The following is a 25,253-nucleotide window of genomic DNA, read 5'->3' on the forward strand; positions in this document are numbered from 1 at the left end:
AGTCTGGCACCGCCGCCGTACCCGGGTGGGCGCCGCACCCGCGCGGACCGTGCAGAATGCCCGGTGTGGAGAACAGCGGAACCACGACGAACAGCGGACCTGCTGCGGTCACCGGGCGCGACGACTGGACCGCCGAGCGGGATCTGTTCGTCGTCACCGAGCAGCGCGGTGGCCCCGCCGAGGACGCCCTGGCCGACACCGGCCCACTCGCCCGCGAGTTCGCCACCCTCACCGGTGCCCTGCTCGCCTCCGGCACGGTCGCCGACGTCCTCGCCCGGGTCGTCGCCGCGGTCCGCCGGGTCGTACCCGGCGCGGACATGGTCAGTGTCACCCTCCGCGACGACGACGGCTGTTTCCACACCCCCGTCGAGACCGACCCCGCCGCGTCCACGATCGACGAGGCCCAGTACACCAGTGGCCGCGGTCCCTGTGTCGAGGCCGCCCGCGCCGACGGCCCCGCGCTGGCGTTCTCCGACGACCTCGCCGCCGAGAGCCGCTGGAGCGACTTCGCCCACGCCGCCGTCGGGCACGGGTTCCACTCGGTGCTGGCGGTCTCGCTGATCCCCGACGCCGAGCCGCCGCGGCTGCCCGGCGCGCTCAACGTCTACGCCACCGACCGCCGGGCGTTCACCTCCGCCGACCGCGACCGCCTGATGCTGCTCGCCACGCACGCGTCGCTGGCCCTGGCCACCTGCGTCGCCGTGTCCGACGCCGGGCTCCAGGAGACCCAGCTGCGCCAGGCGATCGCCTCGCGCGACGTGATCGGCCAGGCCAAGGGCATCCTGATGGCGCGCCGCGGGCTCACCGCCGAGGAGGCCTTCGACGTGCTCCGCCGCACCTCCCAGGACCTCAACGTCAAGCTCGTCGAGCTCGCCGGGACCGTCACCGCGCACCCCACCGCGCTCGACACCGACTGACCCGCGCTCCGGCTCCGCAGGCGTCCGGTGACGCAGCGCGTCCGGACGCCCACCGGCCTCCGCCCGGCCCACGCCGCGGTGCTCCGGGTGGCGGTCGTGTACCCCCCGTGCCCGCCTACGCTCACGGTCATGACCGATGCCGTCCCCACCGAGCTGCTCGCCGACCGGCTGCGCCGTGCCGGTGAGCACGCCGCCGAGCAGGGCACCGACGTGCTGTTCCTGACCCCGGGAACCGACCTGCGCTACCTGACCGGGTTCGACGGGTCCTCGCACGAGCGCCTGACCTGCCTGATCGTCCCGGCCGCCGGGCACCGGGCGCCGCCCGCGCTCGTCGTCCCGTCGCTGGAGGCGCCCGGGTTCGCCGGTGTGCCGCTGGAGGCGCTCGGCATCGACCTGGTCATCTGGACCGACGGCGAGGACCCGTACCTGCTGGTCAGCGACCTCGCCGGCGGCCCCACCCGGATGTCGGTCGACGACGACATGCCCGCCCGCCACGTCCTCGGCCTGCGCCACGCCTTCCCCGACGTCCCGCAGTACCTCGGCGGCACCGTGCTGCGCGAGCTCCGCATGCGCAAGGACCCGGCCGAGATCGACCGCCTGCGCGAGGCCGGCGCCGCCATCGACCGGGTGCACCGGCGGATGGGCGAGTTCCTGCGCCCCGGCCGCACCGAGGCCGAGGTCGGCGCCGACATCACCGCCGCGATCATCGCCGAGGGCCACACCGAGGCCGCGTTCGTCATCGTCGGCTCCGGCCCCAACGGCGCCAGCCCGCACCACGACGTCTCCGACCGCGTGATCGAGGCCGGCGACGTCGTCGTCATCGACATCGGCGGGCCGCTGCCCGGCGGCTACAACTCCGACTGCACCCGCACCTACGCCGTCGGCGGCGAGCCCGGACCGGACGTCAAGGAGACCTACGCGGTGCTGCAGGAGGCCCAGGAGCGCGCCGTCGCCGCCGTCCGGCCCGGTGCCACCGCCGCCGACATCGACGCCGCCGCCCGCGAGCACATCGCCGCCGCCGGGCACGGTGAGCACTTCATCCACCGCACCGGGCACGGCATCGGCCTCGACGTGCACGAGGAGCCCTACATCGTCGGCGGCAACGACCTCGTCCTCACCGAGGGCATGACCTTCTCGATCGAGCCCGGGATCTACCAGGCCGGCAGGTGGGGTGCCCGGATCGAGGACATCGTCGTCGTCACCGCCGACGGCGTGGAGCGGCTCAACACCACCGCCCGCGACCTCGTCGTCCTGTAACGACCCCCCGGGGCGCGTTCGGGGTCACCCTCCGGGTGTTCCCCGAGCGCGCCGGGCCCCGGTGGTGCCAGGGTGGGGGAGGTCCCACCCGCACCACGAAGGAGCACCCCGTGAACATGCCCGTGACCCAGCGTCTCGTCCGTCCCCGCAACGGGAAGGTGATCGCCGGGGTCTGCGCCGGGCTGGCCGACCGTTTCGGGATGGGTCGCAACACCGTGCGGTTCCTGTTCGTGCTGTCCTGCCTGCTGCCCGGCCCGCAGTTCGTCATCTACCTGGCGCTCTGGCTGATCATGCCGAAGAGCACCGTCTGACCGGTGTGAGCGCCGTCGCGGGGACCCGGTGTGGACCCGTGACGGCGCCCCTGCCATCATCTCCCGCGTGATCGAGCCGACGACCGCCGCCGCCGCGCGCCCCGTGCGCGTCGCCGCGTGTCGCTGTCGTCGGGGTCCGTCCCCGCGCGGCTGACACCGCCGTCCCGGCTCACCGTCCGTGGACCGCTCACGCCGCCCGGGTACCGACCCGCTCCGGACCCGAGTCCGTACCGGCCGCCCCGGCCCCGCACGCGAAGCGATCACCAGGTGCACACCCTCTCCGGCCAGACCGTCCTGGCCCTGCACGCCCACCCCGACGACGAGTCGATCTTCACCGGTCTGACCCTGCGCCGCCTCGCCGACGCGGGCGCCCGCGTCGTGCTCGTCATGGCCACCGGCGGCGACCTCGGCGGGTCCCGCCTCCCCCTGGAACCCGGCGAGACCGTCCCCGACCGCCGCCGCCGCGAGCTCACCGACGCCGCCGCCCTGCTCGGTGTACATCGCCTGGTGCTGCTCGGGCACCGCGACTCCGGCCTGCCCGGCGGCCCCGGCCTGCGCCACCCGCGCGCCCTCGCCGGCGCCGACCCCGTCGCGCTCGGCCGCGCCGTCGCCGAGATCGTCGACGCCGAGGGCGCGGGCACCGTCCTGCACGACGACGATGCCGGCATCTACGGCCATCCCGACCACCGCGCCGCGCACGCCGCGGGTGCCATCGCCTGCTCGCTCACCGGCGCCCACGGCTACCGGATGACCGTCGACCGCGAGCACCTCGCGCTGGCCGCGCGCGACCGGCACCTCGTCCACGGCGCCGCGCACGCCGCCGGCGTCGGCTACGGCCGGGTCACCGCCGAGATCGCCGTCGCCGTCGGGGGCGGTCCGGCCGAGCTCGCCGTGAAGCGGGCCGCGATGCTCGCCCACGCCAGCCAGATCGCCCCGGACGCGGTCGACGAGGCCGGCTTCGCCGCCGCCTACGGCTACGAGTGGTTCCTCCCCGGCGAGAACACCGGCGGCCGGGCCCGCGGCGGTGTCCTGGAGGCGCTGGGCAACGCCCATCTGCTCGCCGGGACCCGCTGACCGCAGCCCCCGTCCCGCGCCCGCTCCCGCCCCGGGCCCGGTCCCGCGTCCGATGCCGCCGCGTCGGGCGGTCGCGGCGCTCCACTACGCTGTCCGCACGACCGCGCTCCGCCGCAGCACGACGAGCGGTGACCGAGCAGGTGCGGTCGGTACGGGTAGGGTCGCCCGGTCGACACCGATCGGGCGGGGGAGAGGACGAGCATGGTCGAACCGCCGGGCCCGGTCCTGGTCGTGGTTCCCACCTACGACGAGCGGGAGAACCTCGGTCCCGCCGTCGCGCGGCTGCACGCCGCGCTGCCCGACGCCGACGTCCTCGTCGTCGACGACGCCAGCCCCGACGGCACCGGAGAGCTCGCCGACGCCCTCGCCGCCGCCGACGAACGCGTCCGCGTCCTGCACCGCTCCGGCAAGGACGGCCTCGGCGCCGCCTACCTCGACGGCTTCCGGCACGCACTGACCGGCGAGCACCAGGTCGTCGTCGAGATGGACGCCGACGGCTCGCACGCCCCCGAGGACCTCCCCGCGCTGCTCGCCGCCCTGGCCGACGCCGACGTCGTCCTCGGCTCCCGCTACGTGCCCGGCGGGCGCGTCGTGAACTGGCCCTGGCACCGCGAGCTCCTCTCCCGCGGCGGCAACCTCTACTCCCGCCTCGCACTCGGCGTGCCGCTGCGCGACATCACCGGCGGCTACCGCGTCTACCGGCGCACCGTGCTCGAGCAGCTGCACCTGGACTCGGTCGCCTCCCAGGGCTACTGCTTCCAGGTGGACATGGCCTGGCGGGCCCTGCAGGCCGGGTTCCGGGTCAGCGAGGTCCCGATCACCTTCACCGAGCGCGAGCGCGGCGCCTCCAAGATGAGCGGCGGCATCGTCGCCGAGGCGCTGTGGCGGGTCACCTGCTGGGGCCTGTCGCACCGGCTCGGCCGCGACACCCCCCGGCGCCCCGCGGGGCCGGTCACCGAGGGCGCCGCACACGGCTGAGCCGCGCGGCGCCCCCGGGTGCGCTCAGGCGCGCGCCGGCAGGGCCGCCAGCTCCGGCACCAGGTCGTCGAGACCGAGCGTGCCCTGGGCGAGCGCGGCGGCGTGCCACGCGGCGAGGTCGAACTGCTCCCCGCGGGCTGCGTGCGCGGCCCGGGCCCGCTCCCGCCCGGTCAGCCAGGCCCGCTCGCCCAGCTTGTAACCGATCGCCTGGGCCGGTCCGCCGAGGTAGCGCAGCAGCTCCGAGTCCGCCATCGCGTCCCCACCGCCGACGTGCCGGCCGAAGAACTCCCGCCCCAGCTCCGGGGTCCACCGCTGACCGGCACCGACCGGCGAGTCGTCCGGTACCGGCAGCGACAGGTGCATCCCCAGATCGATCACCACACGCACCGCGCGCAGCATCTGGGCATTGAGGTAACCCAGCCGCGAGCCCGGGTCGGAGTGGTGGCCCAGCTCGTCCATGAGCCGCTCCGCGTAGAGCGCCCAGCCCTCCACGTCCGCGCTCACCGCACCCACCAGCGACGTCTGGAACGTCGACAGCTCCCGGCTGCGCACCGCCCACGACGCCAGCTGCAGGTGGTGGCCCGGGACGCCCTCGTGGTACCAGGTGCTGATCAGGTCCCACAGCGGGTAGCGGTCGTCCTCGCTCGCGGGCAGCCAGGTCCGGCCCGGCCGCGAGAAGTCCAGCGCCGGCGGTGTGTAGTACGGCGCCGCCGCGCTGCCCGCCGGCGCCAGCCGGGACTCGACCTCCCGCAGCCGGCCGGACAGGTCGAAGTGGACACCGTCGAGCTCGGCGATCGTGTCGTCCATGATCTTCTGCAGGTGCGCCCGGGCGGCCTCCCCGCCCACGACGACCCCGGTCGAGCCCCCGTCGGTCTCCAGGAACTCCATCGCCTCGCGCACGCTGCCGCCGGGCACGATCCGCGCGGCCTCGACGGCCATCTCCTCGCGGATCCGGCGGAACTCCGACCAGCCCCACTCGTAGACCTCGACGGTGTCGATGTCGGCGCCGTTCCAGAACCGGTTCGCGGTCCGGTACCGGTCGGGGCCCACGCCGTCCGGGGTCCCCTCCGCGGCCGGCAGGTACTCCGCGGCCAGCCAGTCCCGCAGCTCGCCCAGCGCCGCCGTCGCCTCCCGCGCACCGCGGTCCAGGTCGGCGCGCACGGCGTCACCGACGGAGGCGTCCGCGGCGAACCCGGCGAACCAGCCACGGCCGCCCGCGTCGCCGTTCCAGGCGTCGATCTGCTCGGTCACCCGCACCACCTGGCGCGGTGTGGCGAACAGACCGCGACGGCGGCCCTCGGCCAGGGACGCCCGGTACCCGGCGAGTGCCTCGGGGACCCGCGCCATCCGCGCGGCCACGGTGGCCCAGTCCTCGTCGCCGTCGACCGGCATGAGGGTGAACGCGGTCCGCAGGGTCGCCAGCGGTCCGAACAGCTCCTGCACCGCGCGCAACGGCTCCCCGGAGGTCAGGTGGTCGAGCTGGGCGCCGAGGCGCTCACGCAGCAGCCGCGCGCAGCGACGCTCGTCGGGGTCGGCGGGCTCCCGGGCGCCCGTGGCGGTGTCCAGCCGCTCCAGGGTCTCCCGACAGGCGGCGACGAGCGCGGCGGTGCCGTCGGGGGAGAGGTCGGGCAGCTCGTCCTGCCGCTCGGTCCAGCCGAGGTCGCCGGCGAGGACCGGGTCGAGCTCGGCGAGGCGCCGGACGTGGTCGTCGGCGAGGTCGCGGACCGCCCGGGCGGGGCGGGAGGGGCTGGCGGTGCCGGTCTGCTGATCGTTCATCACCGGTCATCATGCCCGCACGCGACGGAGCCCGGACCCCCCTGAGGGATCCGGGCTCCGTGGTCACCGGGTGGTGGTCCGGTGTGTGCCTGCGGTGCGGCCGGGATCAGGCGATCTCGGCGCGCCGCTCGCGCAGCAGCTCCAGGCGCTCGTCGAGCAGCTCCTCGAGCTCGGCGATCGACCGGCGCTCGAGCAGCATGTCCCAGTGCGTACGCGGCGGCTTCTGCTTCTTCTGCTCCGGCTCGGTCCCGTCCACCCGACGACCGACGCCGCCCTGCGGGGACTCCCACGTCGCGGGAGCCTCGGCGTCGTTCGCGAACGGCACCTGGAACTCGTAGCCGGACTCGGACACATAACGGACCATCTGCCGCGGCGCCAGGTCGTGGTTGCGGTCCGTCTCGTAGCTGACAGCCCCGAGCCGGCTGCCACGCAGAACGCGGTCGGCCATGCGTCACCCTCCTGTAGCGCGATGTCGAGGGAGCACCTCGACGGTTACGTCTTCGCCACCGGGTGTAACGTACGTGGAGCTACGGTATTCCGGCGGCAGGGCAGAACAGACCCGCTCGAGTTACCTCGCGGTAACCCGCTCTGCGCCCGATTGACCAGTGTTCCCTATCGCCGCCCGTTACACACTCCGATGTGACGTGTCAGCCATGTGTGACGGTGCCCACCGGGGTGTCGACGAGTGTTCACACAGCCGACCGGAGCGGTGCACGGCCGGGGGAGCGCACCGGCAGCAATGCGACCAGGCCCGCCGCCAGGACCAGCACGATCCCGATCGTCCCGGCCCGGTCCGAGCCGAACACGTAGGTGAACAGGCCGATGAGCGCCGGCGCCAGGAACGACACCGCGCGCCCGGTCGTCGCGTACAGACCGAACAGCTGGCCCTCCTGCTGCGCCGGGCACACCCGCAGCAGGTACGACCGCGACGACGCCTGCGCCGGCCCCACGAACAGCCCCAGCACCAGACCGAAGATCCAGAACATGGTCGGCCCGGACACGAACAGGAGCACCACCCCGACCACGACCAGCCCGGCCAGCGAGCCGACAACGACCGCCTTCGGGCCGAACCGGTCGTCGAGCCTGCCCCCGAGCAGCGCCCCGGCGGCGGACACCACGTTGATCGCCACGCCGAAGATCAGCACCTGGCCCGGCTCCAGCCCGTACACCGTCACCGCCAGGACCCCGCCGAAGGCGAAGATCGCGTTCAGGCCGTCCCGGTACAGCGCGCTCGCCCCGAGGAAGTACACGGTGTGCGGGCTGGCCCGGTAGAGCGCGCGCAGGTCGGTCACCAGCCTGCGGTAGGAACCGGCCACGCCCAGCTTCGGGCCGTGCGGTGCCACCGGTGGCGTCTCGGGCAGCAGGAGGAACATCGGCGCAGCGAACACCGCGAACCACACCGCCGCCACCAGCACCGCGATCCGTACGTCCAGCCCGTCGGCGGTGGGGACACCGAGCAGGCCGCCGTCGCCGGACAGCAGGAACACGTACACCCCGAGCAGCAGCACGATCCCGCCGATGTAGCCCAGCGCCCAGCCGAAGCCCGACACCCGCCCGACCGTCGCCGGCGTCGACACCTGCGCCATCAGCGCGTAGTACGACACCGCCGCCAGCTCGGCGAAGATCGACGCCAGCGCCAGCAGCAGCAGGCCGAGCCACAGGTAGGACCAGTCGTCGCGGACGAAGAACATCCCGGCCATGCAGAGCACGACCAGCGCCGTCCACACCCCGGTCGCCCGCAGCCGCCGCCCCGTGCGGTCCGCGCTCTGCCCGACCACCGGCGCCATCAGTGCGATCAGCACCCCGGCGGCCGCCGTCGACCATGCCAGCCAGCTGTTCGCACTGACCGAGCCCGGCAGGTCCGCCCCGACGGCGTCGGTCAGATATACCGAGAACACGAAGGTCAGCGCGATGTGCTGGAACCCCGAGGAACCCCAGTCCCACAGACCCCAGGCCCACAGCCGGGATCGGCGGGGCGGGGCCGGCTCTGCGGTCGGAGCGGTCGAGGCGGTCACGGCGCGAGCGTATCGACGCCCGCGGGACCCGGCCTCCGATCATCTACGCAGGCGCCCACCCGGTCAGCTCCCGACGACGTCGAGCAGCCGGTCCGGCCGGTCGGACAGCAGTCCGTCCACCCCGAGGGCCAGCAGCCGTCGCATCTGCTCGGCCTCGTCCACCGTCCACACGTGCACTTCGTGCCCGGCCCGGTGCGCCGCCTCGACGAACCGGCGGTCCGACGCCACCGGGATCGGCCCGAACATCGGCGGGACCTGCGCGAACACCCCTGCCGGCGCCGGCAGCAGCCGGCCCGGGACGCCCCACGCGCGGGCCCGCAGCGCCACCACCTCGGCCTGCCCCATCGACGTGCACAGCCTCGGCCCGGCCAGCGTCCGGGCGACGCCCAGCCGGCGGGCGGAGAACGAGCCCAGGCACACCCGGTCCCAGGCGTCGGCGGCGTCGAGCACCGCCAACGTCGGCGCGACGACCTCGGCCGACTTCAGCTCGATCGTCACCCGCACCCCGGGGACCGCGTCGAGCACCTCGGCCAGCCGCGGCAGCGGCTCGGTGCGCTGCGCCCCGGTGACCCGCACGGTGTCGAGCTCCGCGGCGGGGCGCGCGTCGATCCGCCCGGTGCCGTCGGTGGTGCGGTCCAGCGTCGGGTCGTGGTGCACGAACGGCACCCCGTCGGCGCTGGCGTGCACGTCCATCTCGACGTAGCGCAGACCGTGGTCGGCGGCGGCGGTGAACGCGGCGACGGTGTTCTCGCAACCGGCCAGCTCCCCGATGTGCCAGCCACGGTGGGCGTAGGCGCGGGGGTGCGGACCGTCGAGGTACGGGTGGTGCACGGCGGTCAGCCTGGCACCTGCCCGATCACGCCACCACGGGGGAGCCGGAAACCCTCGGTGTCGATCAGGGGACGCATGAGGTCCCCGTGCGTGTCCAGCCGGGCCGGTAGATCGTGGAGGGTGAACACCAGGTCCGCGGGCTCGCGGCAGCCCTCGACCTCCGCCCACGTCACCGGGGTCGCGACGGTGGGTCGCTCGCGGCCGCGCAGCGAGTAGGAGGCGATGGTGGTCTTGGCGGTGTTGTTCTGACTCCAGTCGACGAAGACCTTGCCGCGCCGACGGGCCCGGGTCATCACCGCGATCACCTCGCGCCGGTGCTCCGCGGCCAGCCGCTCGGCCACCTCGCGGGCGAACTCACTGGTCCGCTCCGGATCGGTGACCCGCGCCGGCAGGTAGAGCTGCATCCCCTTGCCGCCCGACGTCGACGGGTACGCCACGAGTCCGTGCTCGTCGAGCAGGTCCCGCACCCACAGCGCCACCCGGCAGCACTCCACGATCGTCGTGCCCTCGCCCGGGTCCAGATCGAACACCACGCGGTCCGGCGGGTGGCGTCCGTCGCGCGGGCCCAGGCGCCACTGCGGCACGTGCAGCTCCAGCGCGGCCAGGTTCGCCGCCCAGGCCAGCCCCTCGGCGTCGGCGAGGACCGCGAAGTCCGCGGACTCCGACCGGCCGCCGGGCGTCCCGACGCGGGCGGTGCGCAGCCATTCCGGCGCGTGCCGGGCCACGTTCTTCTCGAAGAACGACGACCCCTCCACCCCGTCCGGCCAGCGCTTGAGCGTCGCCGGCCGGGCGTCGAGGTGCGGCACCATCACCTCGGCGACGGCCAGGTAGTGCCCCAGGACGTCGGCCTTGGTCGTGCCGGTGGCGGGGTAGAGCACCTTGTCCGGGTTGGACAGCGACGCCCGCCCGTACCCCTCGCGTCGCGCGGTCCCGCGCTGTGCCGTCCTCCGGCTCGTACCGTCCACCCGGACCTCCCGCCAGTCGTCGCCCGCGCCCTCGGGGTATCCGGATCCGGCCCGGACGGCGACCACCCCGGGCAGGCCCTGGTCGCGCACCGCGTCGAGCAGCCGGGCGCCCGCGTTCGGGTACGACGGCGCCGCCCGCCGGTGCGGCCCGTCCAGCGGCAGCTCCTCCAGCAGCGCGCGACGCTCCTCGGCGGGCAGCGCCCGGACGTCGCGGCCGCCGGTGTGCAGGACGTCGGCCACCCACAGCTCGCCGCGGCCGGTCAGCTCGGCGTCGAGCAGGTGCCCCCCGGCGCCCAGCGCGGGCCCCAGGCCACGCAGCGCACCCGGCGGGTCGAACGGCTTCCCGGCCCGGCCGTCGCCGTCCACGGGGCGCAGGGACAGCCGGCCGCCGTCCACCCGCACCAGCACCCGGCGGCCACCGAAGACCGGGCGGACCGTCCAGTCGTCCCCGGTGGGCAGCCGGTCGGCGGGGCGGGGGACGGCCAGGACGACGTCGTGGGGGAGCGGCTCACTCCCGGCGTCCATGCCGTCGGGCTGGTCCCGGGTGCGGCGCAGCAGCCAGTTGTCCTTCCGCCCGCCGGAGCTGCGGTGCAGCAGCACGAACCGGCCGCGGACACGCCCGCCGTGCAGGACGAACGCGATCTCGCGGTCGTTCCACTTCTCGGTGTCGTAGCGGCCGTGGTCCCAGATCGCCATCCCGCCGCCGCCGTACTCGCCGCGCGGGATCTCCCCGGAGAACTCCAGGTACTCCAGCGGATGGTCCTCGGTCCGCACGGCCATCCGGACGGTCTCGGAGTCCTCCGGCAGTCCCTTGGGGACCGCCCACGACGCCAGGACGCCGTCGCGTTCGAGCCGCAGGTCCCAGTGCAGCGCCGTCGCGTGGTGCTCCTGGACGACGAACCGGTCGCCGACGGCGTCCGGCGGCCCGGCGTCGTGCTCGGGCACCGGCTCGGGCGTGCGCCGCGCGTCGCGCCGGCGGCGGTACTCGTCCAGGGGCACAGCGGCAGCGTAGTGACCGGCACCGACACCGACCGGGTCGTCGTTATGACAGTTCCGGTGGGGCCGGGACGGCTCGACCGTGCGGGGAGTGCCGGTCGAAGATACGTTCGACCCATGACCAACGACCACAGCGCCGACGCCGTCGACCCCGGGACGGCCGAGAAGGACCCCGCGGACTGGACGACCGGCGACGAGCCGATGACCGGCCCGCAGCGTTCCTACCTGGAGACGCTGCTGCAGCAGGCCGGGCAGGACGCCCCGGAGGACCTGGGCAAGCTGACCAAGGCCGAGGCCTCGAAGCGGATCGACGAGCTGCAGGACGCGACCGGCCGCGGCAACTGAGCCGGTCCGGTCAGGGCGCGACGAGTTCCACCTCGAAGCCCTCGGCGTTCTCCGCGAACAACGCGGTGTGGTTCGGGCCGCCGGCATGCGGGTAGGCCCCGGCGAACAGCTCGGACCACCCGTGCGCGGCGCAGTCCGCGCGCAGCGCGTCGAGCCGGGCGCGGCCGGACACGGCCAGGGCCAGATGGTTCAGACCCGGACGCGTCCGGTCGTGCACGCCGTGGACGGCCGGCGACTGTTCCAGGACCACGTACACGCCCGAGGGGTGGGTCCAGATCCGGCCGCGGTCCCAGCCGTCGTCACGCAGGGTCCAGTCGAGCTCTGTGAGCAGCCAGTGGAACGACGGCGCCGTCCCGGTGAGGTCTCGGGTCCACAGCTCGACATGATGGATGGCGGCGGTCATCGATCCACCTTAGCGTCGAGCCGATAATGCACGTTATGACAGTTCGAGCGGTGCGGGCCTGCGCACCGAGGTGACCCTCCTCCCCCCCGAACGGCGCCATGCCGCAAGGATCACCCGGCCCCGGTGCCTCCGAGACCTCCCGGCGTCCTAGGTTGGACGCGTGAAGGTCCTGCTGCTCGAAAACATCCACCCCCGCGCCGCCGAGGCGTTCCGACGCGACGGCTTCGAGGTCGAGACCCGGCCCGGGTCGCTCAGCGGCGACGAGCTGCACGACGCGCTCGCCGGTGTGCAGCTGCTCGGCATCCGCTCCAACACCACGATCACCGCCGAGGTGCTCGATGCCGCCAAGGACCTGCTGGCCGTCGGCTGCTTCTGCATCGGTACCAACCAGGTCGACCTCACCGCGGCCGCCGAGCGCGGCATCGCCGTGTTCAACGCGCCGTACTCGAACACGCGCAGCGTCGTCGAGCTGGTCATCGGTGAGATCGTCGTGCTGGCGCGGCGGCTGACCGAGAAGACCCAGCGGATGCACGAGGGCGTCTGGGACAAGTCCGCCAAGGGCGCGCACGAGTTCCGCGGCCGCACCCTGGGCATCGTCGGCTACGGCAACATCGGCACCCAGCTGTCCAACATGGCCGAGGCCATCGGCCTGCAGGTCGTGTTCTACGACACCGCCGACCGGCTCGCCCACGGCAACGCCCGGCGGATGCCGAGCCTGGACGCGCTGCTGGCCGAGTCCGACGTCGTCTCCATCCACGTCGACGGCCGCCCCGGCAACGCCGGACTCTTCGGCGCCGAGCAGTTCGCCCGGATGAAGCCCCGCTCGATGTTCATCAACGCCTCGCGCGGCATGGTCACCGACGAGCACGCCCTGCGGGACAACATCCTGTCCGGGCACCTCGCGGGCGCCGCCGTCGACGTGTTCCCGGTCGAGCCCAAGGCCCAGGGCGACGAGTTCGACTCACCCCTGCGCGGCCTGGACAACGTCATCCTGACCCCGCACATCGGCGGGTCGACCCAGGAGGCGCAGGAGGGCATCGGCACCTTCGTCTCGCGCAAGATGCTCGACTTCGTGCAGCTCGGTGCCACTCCCCTGTCGGTGAACCTGCCCAACGTCGGCGCCCCGAACCCGCCCGGGGTGTTCCGGACCGCCTACCTGCACACCAGCACCCCCGGTGTGCTCGCCGACATCAACCGGCTGCTGGCCGACGCCGGCGTCAACGTCGTCGGGCAGTCGCTGTCCACCGGCGGCGACCTCGGCTACGTCCTGACCGACACCGACCAGGTCCTGCCCGAGGACGTGCTCTCGGCGCTCCGCCGGGCCGCCCAGACCGTCTGGCTGCGGTCCTACCGGCTCTGAGCGCTCAGGCGCAGGCGTTCGCGCCGTACTCCTCGACGTCGGAGGGATGCATCGGGCCGTGCACCCCGTGGAAGACGACGAACTCGACGCCGGTCGGGCGGCGGAACAGCCCGCCCGTCCGGCGCCGGTACACCAGCGGCGCGCAGCGGTACCCGAACAGTGCTCGCGCCCACCCCTCGGCCTCGCCGCGCGCCAGCGGCTCCGACCCGGTGACGGCGAGCTCCCAGATCCCCACACCGGTCGCCGGGGAGCTCCGGTCCGGTGCGGTCGAGGCCACCAGCGTCAGCTCACCGGTCCCCCGCATCGCCGGGACGACGGTCCGCGCGCGGTGCCAGTCGGCCACCGGGTGCGGGTAGGGGTAGGTCAGCAGGCCCTCGCGCAGCGCCGTCACGGGTCCCCCGTGCTGCTCGTGGATCAGCTGTGCCAGGTCCACCGACCGCTTGCGGCGCAGGTCGGCGTTGACCAGACCGGCTTCGACCGTCATCCCCGTGGCCTCATTTCCGTCCCCGCGTCCCGGGACGGACCTCCGGCGCTGAGGCGGCGCGGTGGGGCCCGACGCCCGGGTGGGAGGACCCTCGAACGGTCCGGCGTCGGCACCGTGTTCTACGGCTCGTAGAGCATTCTAGATCACGTGTGGCATCCGGGCGAGAGCGGGATCACATGATCGCCGGATCACACGAGTCGTCGGTAGTGCACGCTCAGCGGATCGACCGGGTAGTCGGCGAACGGCGGGCAGACGGCGAAGCCGAAGCGCTCGTAGAGCCGCCGCGCCGGGGCCCAGTACTCCCCCGCGCCCGTCTCCAGGTACACCGCCCGGTGCCCCCGCCCGCGTGCCGCGTCGAGCAGCCGGGTCAGCACCGCGGCGCCGACGCCGCGACCGCGGGCCCGCTCGGCCGTCCGCATGGACTTGATCTCCGCTGCCGGGTGCTCGGGCACCGACCCGGCCGCCAGCTCGCTCAGCGCGCCGCAGCCGAGGAGGGTGCCGTCGTCGTCGCGGGCGGCCCAGACGGTCACACCGGGCCCGCGGAGTCCGTCGAGGTCGAGCGCGTGTGTGCTCTCCGGCGGCCCCTGGGCGCGCATGTCGGAGAGGTGCCCTGCCAGGAACCGCCGGATCTGCGCTCCGGACAGGTCGTCGACGTCGATCTGCACGTGCTCCATCCTGGACCCTCCCCCGGCGGGCACGGCTCAAGAATTGCTCAAATACTGCGCCGACCCATTCGGCACGCTCCTATCGTCGGTACATCGCACTTTCACCGGCGGCGGGTGGCCGCGAACCGACCGGCGAGGAGAACACCGTGAGCGCAGTCGTCGCAGTACTGCTGGTCATTGTCCTGATCGGCCTCGCCGTCCTGATCGGAACGCTCCGTGAGGTGCGTCCGACCAGGCCGAGTGTGGTCCGGGCGCGGGAGTTCCGCCGTTCCGCCCGGCCGGGCGCCCACGATTAGGAGGACCTCCGTCGTTATGCTTCCGGAGATCCCGGGTGAATCCGGGGCGGCGAACCGGGAGGAACTGCAGTGGCGAAGGTCGAGACGATCCGGCTGGTCGACGACATCACCGGCGGCGACGCCGACGAGACCGTCGATTTCGGGCTCGACGGCCGCCGGTTCGAGATCGACCTGACCGCGGACAACGCCGCGGCGCTGCGGGACGCGCTGGCCCCGTTCGTCGGGGTCGCGCGTGCCGCGGGGTCCCCGCGCACCGGACGCAACGCGGGCGTGTCCGCGCCGTCGGCCGGGCGCAGCGGTGCGGACGGCTCGGACGCCGCGACCCGCGAGCACAACCGCGCGGTGCGGGCCTGGGCCCGGGAGAACGGCTGGACACTGTCCGAGCGGGGCCGCATCCCGTCCGAGGTCGTCGAGGCCCACCGCCGCGCCCAGGACGGCGACGCCGCGGGCGACACGCCGCAGGGACCGGTCGCCGGTGAGCCCGCCGGCGAGGCCAGCCCGGCGGCGCGGGCCGTCCCGGACAGCGAGAGCGGGGACGAGGCCCCCGCGGAGCGCAGGCAGCCCTCCGCCGCGGCGCCCGCGGTCGAGTTCAGCGGCTGACCCCGCTCCCCGGGCCGGTCCGGCCCGGGGAGCCCGTCACCGGCTCGGTGACGGGATGCCCGGCGGCGGCGCCGGCAGCGGACCGGAGCTGTAGAGCCCGGAACGGTCCACGTCGCGACGTTCCAGGGTCGGCGCGACCGCGTTCGGCCGGTACGGCTGGATCGCCTGCACCTTGCCCCAGTCCCGGCCCGGGTCGCCCTCGAGGTAGGTGGGCAGCTCCGCCTGCTTGCCGATCACGGTGATCCAGCCCAGTGGGCCGCCGGCCTGCGGGGACGACCACCCCTCCCCGTCGGCACGCATCTGGCTGCCGTCGGCCTGCAGCCGGTAGGCGGGGACCTCGGCGATGCCGCCGGAGGTCCGGAACGGGTGCAGGCACGGGCTGGCGAGCGACACCGGGTACTCGAGGAACATCGGCTGGTCGCCCACGACCTGTGACAACGGCGCCAGCTGCGGCGCCCGCAGCGGCGCGATGGCGAGCCAGCCGTCGGCGCCGAGCGAGTTGTCCTGCACGACCATCCGGACCTCGGTGGCCGCTCGGGCGGTCTCGGGCAGGTCGAACCGCAGCTCGCGCCACGGCATCTCCTCCACCCGGCCGTCGTCGAGGGTGGTCTGCTCGACGACGCGGACCCGCCCGTCCGACAACCGTGTCGCGTACTGGACGGTGAGCCGGTTCCCGTTGCCCAGGCGCCCGGCTGCCGTGACGACCAGCGGTGTGGTGCCGGCGCGCTGCTCGGCGGTCAGCATCACCCACGGGGTGCGCAGGGTGCCGGTGTTGCGGTCGCCGCGGGGCACGTAGCTGCCGAACGCGGGTGCCGCGTCGCTCCCCAGACCGCCGGACAGGACGTACTCGAACCCGGAGGCGCCGGTGCCGCCGCCGGTCGGCGGGATCCCGTCGCGGACGAAGCCGCTGCCCCCGCTGTTGGGGTCGAGCAGCTGGGCGTCGGGGCTGTTGGCGGGGACCACCCCCGGGGCCAGCGGTGCCGGGGTCGAGGTCGGCTCCCCCGGCGGGGGCGGCGGCGCGACGGTCGGGAGCAGCCCGGAGCGGGCCGGCGCGGCCATCCCGGTCGGCTCCGGGGCGGGGGGCAGCACGCCGTCGACGGGCCTGCGCTCGGCGAACACCTGGCTGGCGAGCCCGCAGGACCCGCCGAACGGGTGCGACAGCGCGTCGGCACCCATCGTCCACGTGCCGGAGCGGTCCTGGACGGCCGAGACCATCGACCACACGTTGAACGTGACGAGCAGCCCGCACAGCACCGCCAGTGGCGCCGAGGTCAGCCGCAGCCGCCGGGTCGCCCGCAGCGCTGATGACGCGTCGCGGCGCCAGTCCCGGGCCCGGACCCAGCGGCCGACCACCGGGATCCGCCCCAGCGCGCGTTCGACACCCGCCAACTGGTCGGGGTGCCGCTCCTCGCGGATCCCGCGCAGGTGCTCGACCCCGGCCCCCGCGGCGAGCAGCAGCGCGACGAGCAGCAGGATCGTGGAGAGTTCGTAGCCGGCGACGGTGACCTGCTCACCGGCCCAGGGCACGCCCCAGTTGTTCGTGTACCACCACAGGTTCGGCCCGGCCGCGGACAGCGCCGCCACCAGGAACACCGCCGACAGGAACGCGAGCCGGTTGCGCAGCGAGCGCAGGACGTCCGAGCCGGTGGCGATAGCGGCGAGCGCCACCATGCCCGAGCCCAGACCGACCAGATCCCCGAAGTGGTGGGTCCACTTGGTCGGGGTGAGCGCGAAGATCAGCAGCGCGATCACGGTGCTGCCGATGAGGCGCTGGGCGGGCCCGAGCGCGGCACCGGGGATCCGGTTGCGCCGGATCAGCACGACGACGCACGCCAGCAGGCAGAGGATGACCAGCAGGATCGGGAACCGGCGCGCGATGGACCCGTCCGCGAGCCCCTCGAACAACGGCGCGTAGCGCTGGGCGATCTCGGTGTACCACGGCCAGTCCGGGCCGATGTCGGACCGCAGCCGGGTGGAGTCGATCACCGCGGCCCAGCTCTGGTCCGCCCAGGCGATCATCAGGATCGCGGTGCCCGAGGCCAGCAGGGGCGCGAGCACCGGCACCGCGCCGACGGCCCGGATGCGGGCCGCGAGCAGGTGCCACAACGGACGCACACCGGCGATGAACGGCGCGATCGCGATCAGCCCGGCCGGGTTCGCCCCGACCGCCATCGACGCCGCGAACAGGCCGAGCGCGACCGGCAGCAGCCGCTGCAGGGCCAGCGCCCGCTCGACGCAGACCAGCGCCAGCAGCGAGCACACGACGACGACCGGCTCGGGCCGCAGCCCGGAGTTGTAGGCCATCCAGAACGCCAGGAACACCATGCCCGCGGCCCAGGTGGCGGCGCGGGAGCGGCGGGCCTGACGGCCCAGGCGCGGGAGCAGGCCGCGGGAGACCAGCCACCAGGCCATGATCCCCATCAGCACCGAGGGCAGCCGCAGCCACAGCAGCGAGTCCGAGACCCGCACCCACAGCGCGTAGAGGTCGTAGAACCAGCCGAACGGCGCCTCCGCGGCGTCGTACCAGCGGTAGTAGTTGCCGACGTAGCCCGAGGTGGGGACGTCGCGGACGATGCCGAGGGTGAACCCGTCGTCGGAGGTCTGGCCCCCGATCGCGGCCCACCCGACCAGCACCACTGTGACGATCAGGTCGATCGGCCGGGGCCTCGCACGGGACCACCAGCGGCGCAGCCGCGGCGGCCACCGCCCGGCGAGACCGCCGATGGCGTCGCGGCCCGCCCGGTGCGGGCTGCGGCCCAGGTGCCGGTCGACGCCGGCCAGCGCGAGCAGCGAGCCCAGCAGCGCCGCCACGGCGACGACGGTGGCCGCGGTCTTCCACACCGACGGGCTGGTGTCGAAGCGGGTGTCCGGGGTGATCCGGACCGCGGTGCCGGCCGTCGGGTCGAGCGCGGTGTCCAGGTCGGAGTAGATCCCCACGACCTGCGGCCGCAGGTCGCCCTCGAAGGTCTGCGCGCCGGAGCCCAGGTCGATCGTGGTGGACGTGCCGTCGGAGGTGATCCGGACCTCCGACGGGCCGGCCCGCAGCGGCGCCGTGGCGAGCTGCTGGCCACGGTCGACCAGCGCCAGCTGGCCGTCGGCGACGGTCAGGACCATCCCGGAGCGGGCGCCCTCCGGCGACTCCGGCGGAACGGTCGACAGCACCGTGGCCGAACCGTCGGTGCGGTCGTCGAGGCTGCGGATCGCGTCGGCGGGGACGACCACGGACATCGTCTCCGGGCGCAGCGCGACCAGCGGCGCGTTGACGTCGGCGGTGCCGTCCGTCACCGACGGCCAGACGATCGTGGTCGTGTGCTGCACCACGGGCAGGAAGGGCACGGCGACGGCGAGCACGAACGCCAGGAGGCCGAGCCGGCCCGCCCAGCGCAGGCGTCGACGGTCGCGGAGCGTGTCGACCGGAGCCGGCGCGGCGACCGTCGCTTCGGAGGTGAGCACCGAACGACGGTAGCGGCCTCGCTCCGTGTGATCCGGGGAGCCCCCGGGGGTGATCAGCCCACCGGGACGTGGTGCCGGTCGCGGAACCGCCTGCCCTGCAGCCACCACCCGAGGACGCGGGTGATCCAGGGCAGCATCACGTACACCATGACCGGGGTCAGGACGATCGTCGTGACCGCCAGCCGTGGCACGACGGGCCAGTCCGCGAGCAGCGCGCCGAGGGTCACCGTGGCCAGGAGGTTCATCGGGAAGAAGACGAGCCAGATCGTCGTCGCCTGCTTCCAGCGCGGCGGTGTGACCTGGGGTGGGCCGGCCGTCTCCACCGCGGTGGGCTGGTCGAACCAGCCCTCGATCCCGGTGCGGCGCTCGGCCCGGGTCATCTCCGCCAGGCCCTGGGCGGACCCGAGCCACCAGCGGCGCTCCGGGCTGGCCTCCCAGCGCCCGAGCGACTCCGGGGAGTCGAAGCGGGCCAGCATGTGCCACTCGTCGGAGCCGTCGCGGCTGCGGACCCAGCCGCCGCCGAGGAAGCCGGGGAACCCCTCGGCCATGAGCAGGCCGGAGCGGATCCAGGCGGTCATCTCCGCGGCGTGACCGGGGTCGGCGCGACGGGTGAAGGAGACCGTGACGGGGTCGCCGCCGGTCGGAGCGGGAGCGGACGCGGCGGCGGGGGTGGTGCCGTCGGCCCGGTCGCGGGTGTCGAGGGACATGCCCGTCATGGTGACCGCTGACCCGCCGGACTCCCAGCCCGGCCGCACGACATCACTCCGGGACACTCTCCGGAGCCCGCTCCCCCGCCGTCCCGCGTCGAGAGGTCCCGCCGTGCCCGTACCCGTCCTGCGCCGGGCCACTGCCCGTGACGTGCCGTCCGTCGTCGCGCTGCTGGCCGACGACCCGCTCGGCGCCACCCGGGAGACCCCGGACGACCTGGCGCCCTACCTCACCGCGTTCGCCGAGCTCGACGCCGACCCGCGACACCTGCTCCTGGTCGCCGACGACGACGGCACGGTCGTCGGGACCCTGCAGCTCAGCCTGCTGCCGGGCCTGGCCCGCCGCGGCGCGCTGCGGGCACGGATCGAGGCCGTCCGGGTGGTCGCGGGCCGGCGCGGCGACGGGCTCGGGGCGATCATGGTCCGGTACGCCGTCGACGAGGCCCGTCGACGTGGCGCGGCGCTCGTCCAGCTCACCTCCGACCGGTCCCGTACCGACGCCCACCGGTTCTACGAGCGCCTCGGGTTCCTCCGGACCCACGACGGCTTCAGCCTCCCCCTCACCTGACGGCCGCTCCCCCGGCTCGGCTCGGTCCTGGCGGCTCTGTTGTCGTCGTTTCGACGACCACGAGTAAGCGTCAATGAAACATTGACCTCAGAGGAAACCGAGGCGCCGGCGGCGGGGATCCGGACCACGAGCGGGTCTCGACAGCCGTGGGGGCATTCCGGTTCGCCCCCGTCCGGCCGCGGGAGGTTCAGCGGGCCCTGGACAGGCCCGGTCGTGCGTGGCCGCCGGATGGTCCGTCCCCGCCGCGGCGGCCCGCACAGGGCCGTCCAGGGCGCCCCCAGCGCCTCCTGAGCCTCCTGGGCCTCCTCCGGCGACGACCGGCCCCCGGGGCGCCACCGGCGCGTGGCCCGGCCGCCGGCACCGCGGCCGTCGTCGTGGCCCGCTCCCCCGCGACACGCCGGTGTCGCGCAACGGTTGACCGCGCGTATGCGTCAATGAACCATTGACATCATGAGGTACGAGGAAGCGCAGCGCTGGCTGGAACGGGCCGACCCCTCGATCGCGAAGAAGCGGGAGTCCATCACCGAACAGCTGGACGGGATGAAGGAGCGGGCGGCCGACGGCGTCCTCACCCACGACGGGGCGGCCGCCTGGTACGCCCTGGTGCAGGAGATGCGCCGGCTGGCCGACTACTACGAGCGCGACCTGATCCGCACCCTGCGGGCCGGCGGGATGACCTGGAAGGAGGTCGCCGACGCCGTCCAGGCCCAGCTGTCGAGCCGTCAGGCGGCCCAGGCCAAGTGGAAACGCCTGGTCGACCCGACCCGGCGGACCACCAACGGGAACATGCGCCGAGGCGGACGTCCCCGCCAGGACCAGGTCCCCCGGCACGACGGGTCCACGGAGCCGGACGGGAGCGCCGGTCAGGATCGGACGGAGTAGTCACCCTTCCCCCGGACGGCCCTGTCCGGTGACGGTGCGCAACCTCCGGTGACCGTCGTCGTTGATCCTCGTGACGACGGCATCCGAGGAGGCGGCTGGTGGCTGGACAGGGCAACGACCGGCGCAGGTGGGCGGCGGTCGTCTCGATCGCGGTCGCGGTGTGCACGGTCGGCCTCGCGCTGGTCCCGCCCGCCCAGGCGGCGGCACCGGAGCCCGAGCAGGTCGCGTCGGTGCAGGACCTGCTGGACCCCTCCCCGCCCGGGTCGAACGACTGGGGCTGCCGGCCGTCGGAGGAGCACCCGGAGCCGGTCGTCCTCGTCCACGGCCTCTCGGCCAACCAGGGGAACAACTGGGCCTACATGGCCCCGCAGCTGGCCCAGCGCGGTTACTGCGTGTTCTCCCTGACCTACGGCCGCAACCCCCTGGCCCCGCCGCCGCTGACCCAGGTCGGCGGGCTCGCCCCGATGGAGGACAGCGCCGCCGAGCTCGCCGCGTTCGTCGACCGGGTGCGCGGGGCCACTGGTGCCGCGAAGGTCGACATCGTCGGCCACTCCGAGGGTTCGCTGATGCCGAACCACTACGTCCGGTTCCTCGGGGGCGCCGAGAAGGTCCGGCGCTACGTCGGCCTGACCCCGCTCTGGGACGGCACGAGCACCGCCGGGCTGGCGTTCCTGAACCGCACCGGTGAGCAGCTCGGCCTCGGCCCGGCGGTCGGCACCGTCCTCGACCCGCTGTGCGCGTCCTGCCGTCAGTTCCTGCGCGGCTCGGACTTCCTGCAGCGCATGAACTCCGACGGCGGGCCCCGCGCCGACGGCGTCGACTACACGATGATCCTCACCCGCTACGACGAGCTGGTCGTCCCCTACACCTCGGGCCTGCTCGACGGCGCGCACAACATCGTTCTGCAGGACGGCTGCCCCACCGATCTCGCCGAGCACGTCGCCGTCGCGTTCGACCCGGTCACGCTGCAGCACGTGCTCAACGCGCTCGACCCGGCCCGTGCGAACCCGGTGCGCTGCCTGCCGGTGGGCCCGGACGCACCCGCCGCGTCCTGACCGTGCCACGCTGTCGCCCGTGACGGCGGTGACGACGGCGGAGGACCTGCTCGCGGCGGCCCGGGACGGCGTGGAGGTCGGCTCGGCCGTCCTGGACGAGACCGACCTGCGGGAGACCGACCTCGCCGGGCTGGTCCTGCGGGGCGGTTCGCTCGCCGGGGCGGATCTGCGCGGCGTGCGGCTGGACCGGGCGCGGATCACCGGGACGTCGCTGGCCGGGGCCGATCTGCGCGAGGCGGACCTGACCGACGCCGTGCTCGGCGGGGTCGACCTGTCCGGGGCCCGGCTGGCCGGGGCGACGCTCGGCGACACCCGGTTCACCGGCTGCCGGATGATCGGCACCGTCCTGCGCGGACTGCGTGGGCTGACGGCGTCGTTCGTCCTGGACGACTGCTCGCTGCAGCTGGCCGACCTGCGCGACGTCGCGATGCGCGGGCTGCGGATCGCCGACTGCGACCTCTCCGAGGCCGATCTGTCCGGCGCCGACCTGCGCGACGTCCGGTTCGAGCGGTGCCGGCTGCGCGGCACGGTGCTGCGCTCCACCCGGCTCGACGGCGCCGACCTGCGGGGCTGCGATCTCGGCGAGGTCACCCCCGACACCCCGCGCGAGCTGCGCGGGGCGATCGTCTCCCCCACCCAGGCGGGCGCGATCTGCGCGGCGCTGGGACTGACGGTGCTCGAGCCGTAGGCCGGGTCAGCCGACGGGGCGGTCGAGACCGCCGCGGCGCATCGCGTCCTCGACCTGGCCGGCGATCCACGGGTCCTCGTCGCACTGCGGACCGGCCGCGGTGAGCGGGCCGAGCCGGACGACGTCCGCGGCGCGGCAGAGCGGCGAGGTGCCGGCGAGCTCGTCGTCGCCGGTCTGGTCGTCGGGCACGACGGGGCGCGAAGCGTCCGCGACCCGGTCCTGCCGGGCCGCCTCCTCGCGGTGGTAGGCGGCGAGTTCGGCGTCCCCGGCGGCGCGGGCCGCGTCGGCCCGGGACCGTGCCTGGTCGCGCAGCTCGGCGGCCACGGTGCTGACCCGGTCCGCGGTCCGTGCGTCGCCCGCGCGGGTGGCGGCGTCGCGGGCCCCGCCGACGGCGTCCAGCACGATCTCGCCGCGCCCGGGGACAGCCACGGCGTCGGTCGGGTCGACCGCTGTGCCGTCGACCGCCGTGCCGTCGGCGGCCGCGGCGGTGGGGGTGACGTCCCGGGCCGGGTCCGTGCCGGCGGCGCCACCGACGAGGGCCGCCGCCAGCCCGGCACCGCCGACCAGCGGGACGGTGCCGAGAAGGGCCAGGCGGCCCGGCGTGGTGCGTGGACGTCGGTGCCGTGCGCTCATCGTGATCGCCTCCTGCACTGTCGGTAGCCGGAGCCGGAGGGGCTCAAACCTGCCTCGCCCGGCCGGGCCTCAGCAGGGGACGATCACGAACCGGACGACACGACAGACGACGCCCTCGGTGCGCGGGGCGTCCCCGGTCGGGGCGGGGGTCGCGGTCCGGGCGTCGTCGGGCGCGGTGCCGGTCGGCGGGGCCGGGGTGGTGGTCGGGGCGGGCGGCGTCGTGGGTGCCCCGGTCGGGGGACGGCGGCGCGACGGCGCGCGTCGGCCTGCTCCCGGGCCCGTTGCGCGGCACGGTCCTGCGCCGCGCGCTGCTCCGCGGCCAGACGCTCCCGTGCGGCGGCCTCGGCGGCCCGGCGCTCCTCGGCGATCCGGCGGTCCTCGGCGATCCGGGCCGTGGCCGCCCGCACCGCCCCGTCGGCGACGGCGGCCGCGCGCGTCTCGCGGGCCGCGACCGGTGCCGTGGTGGGCGCGATCCCGGTGCCGGAGCCGTACCAGCGCGACGGCATCGGGATCGACGAGGCGTCGTCGACGGTCGGGCCGGACGCGAAGGTCGGTACCGGGACGTGGTCGTCGACCCGCTGGTCCGCCGGAGCGACCCCGCCGAGGACCCCGGTCCCGAGGAGACCCGCGACGGCGACCGACGCGACCAGCACCACCGGGACGACCCCGGCCAGGGTCACGCGGAGACGCCGGCGGCCCCGCGGCGGCCGGGCCCGGCCCTCGACCGGTCGTGGCGCGTCCCACGGGCCGACGGGCGCCGTCGCGGTCGCGCCCCGGGAGCGGGCAGCGGAGCTCGGCCACACCTCGGGCCCGGCGGGGTCCGGGCCGGCCGGGCCGGGCCCGCCCGGCATCCGGTGCCGGCCGGTCACGTGGTGGAGCCGCTCGCCGTGCGCATGGGGTGATCGTCACCGGCGGACGGCGGTACGGCCATGCACCGAACGGGTGTGTCGCCGTCGCAGGCCGTCCCGGTGGGGTGAACTGCGCGCCGCCCGGACGGGCGGCCGGGCTCAGCCCCCGAGCAGCGACAGCGCGGGTCCGGGCACCCGGACGTCGACGGGCGGGGTCTCGGCGATCCGCAGGCGCAGCCGGAGCAGCGCCCCGTCCGCGGCGCCGGTGTCCGGGTCGGCCGGTGTGACGGTGCCCGGGGAGACACCGGAGGAACCACTGCCGGCCGGGTCGTCGTCCGGCGGTGCGGCGGACCGTGGGGCGGCCTGGGGCGGGACGGCCACGCGCGGGTCGGGCACCACCGGCCGCGGGACCGTCGGCCGGGACGGGGCGGACCACCCGGTGTCGTCGCCGGGTGCGGTGTCGTCGGCCGGGGGCGTGTCGTCCGGGGCGGTGTCGTCCGGGGCGGTGTCGTCCGGGGCGGTGTCGTCCGGGGCGGTGTCGTCCGGAGCGGTGTCGTCCGGAGCGGTGACCTGGCCGGGCGCCGGCGCAGTGCCCGTGCCGGGCGCGACCGCGAGGGGTCCGGGCGCGGTGCGGTCAGCCGGGCCCGCCGGAGCGGGGCCGTCCGCCCCGCCGGTCGTCGACGGCGGTGCGGCGGCGCGCGACGCACCACCCCCGCCGGACCGGACCGGGCCGGACCCGCCGGTGGCCGTACCCGGCGACCCCGGCTCCCGGGGCGACCCCGCCGTGGAGTTCCGGGGTGCGGCGGCCGCGGCGTCGGCGGCCGCCCGCACCGGTGCCTGCGCGAGCGGTGCCGGGTCGGCCATCCGCGCCGGGGAGCCACCGCCGGGCACGGCGGGACCGGCGGCGAGCGGCGCGGCCGGGCGGGGGCCGGTCTGCTCCCCCTGCTCTCCCTGCGCCGCGACGGGCTGCTCCCCCGGCGTCACGGTGACGACGACCGCCGCGGCGACTGCGATCGCCCCGACCACGGGGACCGTCACGGCCAGGACCCGCCTGACCAGTCCGGCCCCCGCCGCCCTCCGGTGCCTGCCGCTCATCGCTCGGTCCTCCCCCACGTCCGGTACCGCCCCGCGTCACCGAGCGTCGAG

At 75.1% G+C, this 25,253-nt stretch carries 25 protein-coding genes; 12 read left to right on the forward strand and 13 right to left on the reverse strand.

Translation table 11 applies throughout. The features are described 5' to 3' along the window. The first annotated feature begins 65 nt into the window (after window positions 1-65). The 5 genes from AC0GKK_RS01680 (at window position 66) to AC0GKK_RS01700 (ending at window position 4,537) form a co-directional block, all read left to right on the forward strand. Window positions 66-917, forward strand: a complete 852-nt coding sequence (locus tag AC0GKK_RS01680; protein ID WP_489882980.1) for a GAF and ANTAR domain-containing protein — start codon at window positions 66-68, stop codon at window positions 915-917. Window positions 918-1,046: 129 nt separating this feature from the next. Beyond that, a complete protein-coding gene (locus AC0GKK_RS01685; RefSeq protein ID WP_489882981.1) occupies window positions 1,047-2,174 on the forward strand; it encodes a M24 family metallopeptidase in 1,128 nt (375 codons plus the stop codon). A gap of 116 nt (window positions 2,175-2,290) precedes the next feature. Next, window positions 2,291-2,485 carry a PspC domain-containing protein gene (locus AC0GKK_RS01690; protein WP_073575328.1) on the forward strand — a complete coding sequence of 65 codons (195 nt, stop codon included), beginning with the start codon at window positions 2,291-2,293 and terminating at the stop codon, window positions 2,483-2,485. Between the two features lie 267 nt (window positions 2,486-2,752). After that, entirely contained in the window at window positions 2,753-3,559 is an 807-nt protein-coding gene (locus AC0GKK_RS01695) for a PIG-L deacetylase family protein (protein WP_073574853.1), read from the forward strand. A 201-nt stretch (window positions 3,560-3,760) separates the two neighbouring features. Next, complete coding sequence (locus tag AC0GKK_RS01700; protein WP_489882982.1) at window positions 3,761-4,537, forward strand: polyprenol monophosphomannose synthase; 777 nt, start codon at window positions 3,761-3,763, stop codon at window positions 4,535-4,537. A 24-nt stretch (window positions 4,538-4,561) separates the two neighbouring features. Here AC0GKK_RS01700 and AC0GKK_RS01705 read toward each other — a convergent pair whose 3' ends face one another. The 5 genes from AC0GKK_RS01705 to ligD all read right to left on the reverse strand — a co-directional run bounded on the left by AC0GKK_RS01705 (window position 4,562) and on the right by ligD (window position 11,123). Beyond that, window positions 4,562-6,313, reverse strand: a complete 1,752-nt coding sequence (locus AC0GKK_RS01705; RefSeq protein ID WP_489882983.1) for a DUF885 domain-containing protein — start codon at window positions 6,311-6,313, stop codon at window positions 4,562-4,564. Window positions 6,314-6,419: 106 nt separating this feature from the next. Next, on the reverse strand, window positions 6,420-6,761 hold the full coding sequence (locus AC0GKK_RS01710; protein ID WP_020627709.1) for an RNA polymerase-binding protein RbpA: 342 nt from the start codon (window positions 6,759-6,761) through the stop codon (window positions 6,420-6,422). Between the two features lie 241 nt (window positions 6,762-7,002). Then, window positions 7,003-8,328, reverse strand: a complete 1,326-nt coding sequence (locus AC0GKK_RS01715) for an MFS transporter (RefSeq protein ID WP_489882984.1) — start codon at window positions 8,326-8,328, stop codon at window positions 7,003-7,005. A gap of 63 nt (window positions 8,329-8,391) precedes the next feature. After that, window positions 8,392-9,159 carry a glycerophosphodiester phosphodiesterase family protein gene (locus AC0GKK_RS01720; protein ID WP_308819143.1) on the reverse strand — a complete coding sequence of 256 codons (768 nt, stop codon included), beginning with the start codon at window positions 9,157-9,159 and terminating at the stop codon, window positions 8,392-8,394. Window positions 9,160-9,164: 5 nt separating this feature from the next. After that, window positions 9,165-11,123 (reverse strand): non-homologous end-joining DNA ligase, encoded by a 1,959-nt coding sequence (ligD, locus tag AC0GKK_RS01725; protein WP_489882985.1) that lies wholly within the window; start codon window positions 11,121-11,123, stop codon window positions 9,165-9,167. Between the two features lie 114 nt (window positions 11,124-11,237). On the opposite strand from ligD, the gene AC0GKK_RS01730 reads away from it, so the two are divergent. Then, a complete protein-coding gene (locus AC0GKK_RS01730) occupies window positions 11,238-11,465 on the forward strand; it encodes a DUF3072 domain-containing protein (protein ID WP_489882986.1) in 228 nt (75 codons plus the stop codon). 10 nt (window positions 11,466-11,475) lie between these two features. On the opposite strand, the gene AC0GKK_RS01735 is transcribed toward AC0GKK_RS01730, so the two are convergent. After that, window positions 11,476-11,868, reverse strand: coding sequence for a VOC family protein (locus AC0GKK_RS01735; RefSeq protein WP_489882987.1), 393 nt, complete (start codon window positions 11,866-11,868; stop codon window positions 11,476-11,478). 160 nt (window positions 11,869-12,028) lie between these two features. Between AC0GKK_RS01735 and serA the strand changes: the two genes are divergently transcribed. Continuing rightward, window positions 12,029-13,228 carry a phosphoglycerate dehydrogenase gene (serA, locus tag AC0GKK_RS01740; RefSeq protein WP_489882988.1) on the forward strand — a complete coding sequence of 400 codons (1,200 nt, stop codon included), beginning with the start codon at window positions 12,029-12,031 and terminating at the stop codon, window positions 13,226-13,228. A gap of 4 nt (window positions 13,229-13,232) precedes the next feature. On the opposite strand, the gene AC0GKK_RS01745 is transcribed toward serA, so the two are convergent. Both AC0GKK_RS01745 and AC0GKK_RS01750 read right to left on the reverse strand, forming a co-directional pair. After that, window positions 13,233-13,712 (reverse strand): hypothetical protein, encoded by a 480-nt coding sequence (locus AC0GKK_RS01745; protein WP_405417094.1) that lies wholly within the window; start codon window positions 13,710-13,712, stop codon window positions 13,233-13,235. Between the two features lie 188 nt (window positions 13,713-13,900). Then, window positions 13,901-14,386, reverse strand: coding sequence for a GNAT family N-acetyltransferase (locus AC0GKK_RS01750; protein ID WP_208825088.1), 486 nt, complete (start codon window positions 14,384-14,386; stop codon window positions 13,901-13,903). Between the two features lie 356 nt (window positions 14,387-14,742). Between AC0GKK_RS01750 and AC0GKK_RS01755 the strand changes: the two genes are divergently transcribed. Then, a complete protein-coding gene (locus AC0GKK_RS01755) occupies window positions 14,743-15,273 on the forward strand; it encodes a histone-like nucleoid-structuring protein Lsr2 (RefSeq protein ID WP_083474090.1) in 531 nt (176 codons plus the stop codon). Window positions 15,274-15,309: 36 nt separating this feature from the next. On the opposite strand, the gene AC0GKK_RS01760 is transcribed toward AC0GKK_RS01755, so the two are convergent. Together AC0GKK_RS01760 and AC0GKK_RS01765 are read right to left on the reverse strand one after the other, a co-directional pair. Further along, window positions 15,310-18,726, reverse strand: a complete 3,417-nt coding sequence (locus tag AC0GKK_RS01760; protein WP_489882989.1) for an arabinosyltransferase domain-containing protein — start codon at window positions 18,724-18,726, stop codon at window positions 15,310-15,312. A gap of 53 nt (window positions 18,727-18,779) precedes the next feature. Beyond that, entirely contained in the window at window positions 18,780-19,433 is a 654-nt protein-coding gene (locus AC0GKK_RS01765) for an antibiotic biosynthesis monooxygenase (RefSeq protein WP_083474738.1), read from the reverse strand. 112 nt (window positions 19,434-19,545) lie between these two features. Between AC0GKK_RS01765 and AC0GKK_RS01770 the strand changes: the two genes are divergently transcribed. From AC0GKK_RS01770 to AC0GKK_RS01785, 4 genes are all read left to right on the forward strand, one after another. After that, complete coding sequence (locus tag AC0GKK_RS01770; RefSeq protein WP_062395034.1) at window positions 19,546-20,001, forward strand: GNAT family N-acetyltransferase; 456 nt, start codon at window positions 19,546-19,548, stop codon at window positions 19,999-20,001. A gap of 450 nt (window positions 20,002-20,451) precedes the next feature. Then, a complete protein-coding gene (locus AC0GKK_RS01775) occupies window positions 20,452-20,883 on the forward strand; it encodes a hypothetical protein (protein ID WP_405417100.1) in 432 nt (143 codons plus the stop codon). Window positions 20,884-20,981: 98 nt separating this feature from the next. After that, the gene (locus tag AC0GKK_RS01780; protein WP_489882990.1) at window positions 20,982-21,938 is read left to right on the forward strand and encodes an esterase/lipase family protein; all 957 of its coding nucleotides are present in this window, start codon (window positions 20,982-20,984) and stop codon (window positions 21,936-21,938) included. A 19-nt stretch (window positions 21,939-21,957) separates the two neighbouring features. Then, window positions 21,958-22,626: a pentapeptide repeat-containing protein gene (locus tag AC0GKK_RS01785; RefSeq protein WP_157818222.1), complete on the forward strand. Its 669-nt coding sequence runs from the start codon at window positions 21,958-21,960 to the stop codon at window positions 22,624-22,626. A gap of 6 nt (window positions 22,627-22,632) precedes the next feature. Here AC0GKK_RS01785 and AC0GKK_RS01790 read toward each other — a convergent pair whose 3' ends face one another. The 3 genes from AC0GKK_RS01790 to AC0GKK_RS01800 form a co-directional block, all read right to left on the reverse strand. Next, complete coding sequence (locus tag AC0GKK_RS01790; protein ID WP_489882991.1) at window positions 22,633-23,259, reverse strand: hypothetical protein; 627 nt, start codon at window positions 23,257-23,259, stop codon at window positions 22,633-22,635. Window positions 23,260-23,342: 83 nt separating this feature from the next. Continuing rightward, on the reverse strand, window positions 23,343-23,939 hold the full coding sequence (locus AC0GKK_RS01795; RefSeq protein ID WP_489882992.1) for a hypothetical protein: 597 nt from the start codon (window positions 23,937-23,939) through the stop codon (window positions 23,343-23,345). 327 nt (window positions 23,940-24,266) lie between these two features. Then, entirely contained in the window at window positions 24,267-25,145 is an 879-nt protein-coding gene (locus AC0GKK_RS01800; RefSeq protein ID WP_489882993.1) for a hypothetical protein, read from the reverse strand. Between the last annotated feature and the right edge of the window lie 108 nt (window positions 25,146-25,253).

This window comes from Pseudonocardia sp. P-1, from assembly GCF_058111925.1.

Excerpts from the sequence above, each read along its gene's own strand:
- AC0GKK_RS01790 (WP_489882991.1), bottom strand. The coding sequence starts at position 23,259 with ATGAGCGCACGGCACCGACGTCCACGCACCACGCCGGGCCGCCTGGCC.
- AC0GKK_RS01735 (WP_489882987.1), bottom strand. The coding sequence starts at position 11,868 with ATGACCGCCGCCATCCATCATGTCGAGCTGTGGACCCGAGACCTCACC.
- AC0GKK_RS01750 (WP_208825088.1), bottom strand. The coding sequence starts at position 14,386 with ATGGAGCACGTGCAGATCGACGTCGACGACCTGTCCGGAGCGCAGATC.
- AC0GKK_RS01700 (WP_489882982.1), top strand. The coding sequence starts at position 3,761 with ATGGTCGAACCGCCGGGCCCGGTCCTGGTCGTGGTTCCCACCTACGAC.
- AC0GKK_RS01745 (WP_405417094.1), bottom strand. The coding sequence starts at position 13,712 with ATGACGGTCGAAGCCGGTCTGGTCAACGCCGACCTGCGCCGCAAGCGG.
- AC0GKK_RS01690 (WP_073575328.1), top strand. The coding sequence starts at position 2,291 with ATGCCCGTGACCCAGCGTCTCGTCCGTCCCCGCAACGGGAAGGTGATC.
- AC0GKK_RS01775 (WP_405417100.1), top strand. The coding sequence starts at position 20,452 with ATGAGGTACGAGGAAGCGCAGCGCTGGCTGGAACGGGCCGACCCCTCG.
- AC0GKK_RS01765 (WP_083474738.1), bottom strand. The coding sequence starts at position 19,433 with ATGTCCCTCGACACCCGCGACCGGGCCGACGGCACCACCCCCGCCGCC.
- AC0GKK_RS01710 (WP_020627709.1), bottom strand. The coding sequence starts at position 6,761 with ATGGCCGACCGCGTTCTGCGTGGCAGCCGGCTCGGGGCTGTCAGCTAC.
- AC0GKK_RS01705 (WP_489882983.1), bottom strand. The coding sequence starts at position 6,313 with ATGAACGATCAGCAGACCGGCACCGCCAGCCCCTCCCGCCCCGCCCGG.
- AC0GKK_RS01685 (WP_489882981.1), top strand. The coding sequence starts at position 1,047 with ATGACCGATGCCGTCCCCACCGAGCTGCTCGCCGACCGGCTGCGCCGT.
- AC0GKK_RS01730 (WP_489882986.1), top strand. The coding sequence starts at position 11,238 with ATGACCAACGACCACAGCGCCGACGCCGTCGACCCCGGGACGGCCGAG.